Source organism: Staphylococcus sp. HMSC36A10, from assembly GCF_001838845.1.
Classification (GTDB): Bacteria; Bacillota; Bacilli; order Staphylococcales; family Staphylococcaceae; genus Staphylococcus; species Staphylococcus aureus.
In genome coordinates this window covers 114688-115420 of record NZ_KV839122.1, presented here as the reverse complement: position 1 = coordinate 115420, position 733 = coordinate 114688, and the positions used below count along the sequence as shown (strand labels likewise).

Annotated in this window: 1 protein-coding gene and 2 pseudogenes; all 3 read left to right on the top strand. The window is 28.2% G+C overall.

Annotation, left to right across the window (positions count from 1 at the left end; translation table 11 throughout):
• Positions 1 to 284, top strand: a pseudogene (locus HMPREF3247_RS09675) (phage head morphogenesis protein); the annotation flags it as partial.
• Between the two features lie 12 nt (positions 285 to 296).
• Complete coding sequence (locus HMPREF3247_RS14975; RefSeq protein WP_000027399.1) at positions 297 to 419, top strand: hypothetical protein; 123 nt, start codon at positions 297 to 299, stop codon at positions 417 to 419.
• 70 nt (positions 420 to 489) lie between these two features.
• Positions 490 to 733: pseudogene (locus HMPREF3247_RS14500) on the top strand (minor capsid protein); the annotation flags it as partial.

The following is a 733-nucleotide window of genomic DNA, read 5'->3' as shown; positions in this document are numbered from 1 at the left end:
CGAATTCAATTGTTATGTTACATAACCATCCTGGACAATCAGGATTTTCATTGAATGACTTAAAGATGTTTATTGAAAATAAATCCATCCGAACATTGACTATTGTTACTAACTATAGTGTAGTAAAATATATAAGTAAAACTTCATTATATAATCAGTCTCAAGTTTATAAAATAATGAAAGATATAAAACAATCTATAACTATGAGAAATAATGAAGCGATAGTTGATAATATTCTAAAGCAACTTTATAATAAAAGATATATAAAACGAAAGGACAAATAGGAGTAATACATTATGTCAATTCAACAATTAGATGGTTACATTTCTATAGAAGATTTTTTTAAGCATATGGATGAATTATCGAAGAAAGAAGAATTAGAAAAAGAAATTAATCAATCAAAGTCTAAATATCAATAGCATCCTTTCTACACAGATAAAGAGAAAGTGGTGCTATTTTTATACGCTTTTTTAACTATTTACTGAAAATGCAGAATCACAAAAGTTAACATATTTAAAAGAACTTGGTGAAGATGGCGAATATAAATATGTTGCCAAAATAGATAGTAAAACATCTAAATTATGTCATTCACTTAACGGAAAAATATTTAAAGTTAAAGATATGATACCAGGTGTGAATGCGCCACCTATGCATCCTTGGTGTAGAAGTACCACAGTGCCACATGTTGGCAATTGGCGGGACAAGTTCTTTAAAGAGCGTGAAGGTAAATATC

Coding starts and splice junctions, on each gene's coding strand:
- HMPREF3247_RS14975 (WP_000027399.1), top strand. CDS start 297: ATGTCAATTCAACAATTAGATGGTTACATTTCTATAGAAGATTTTTTT.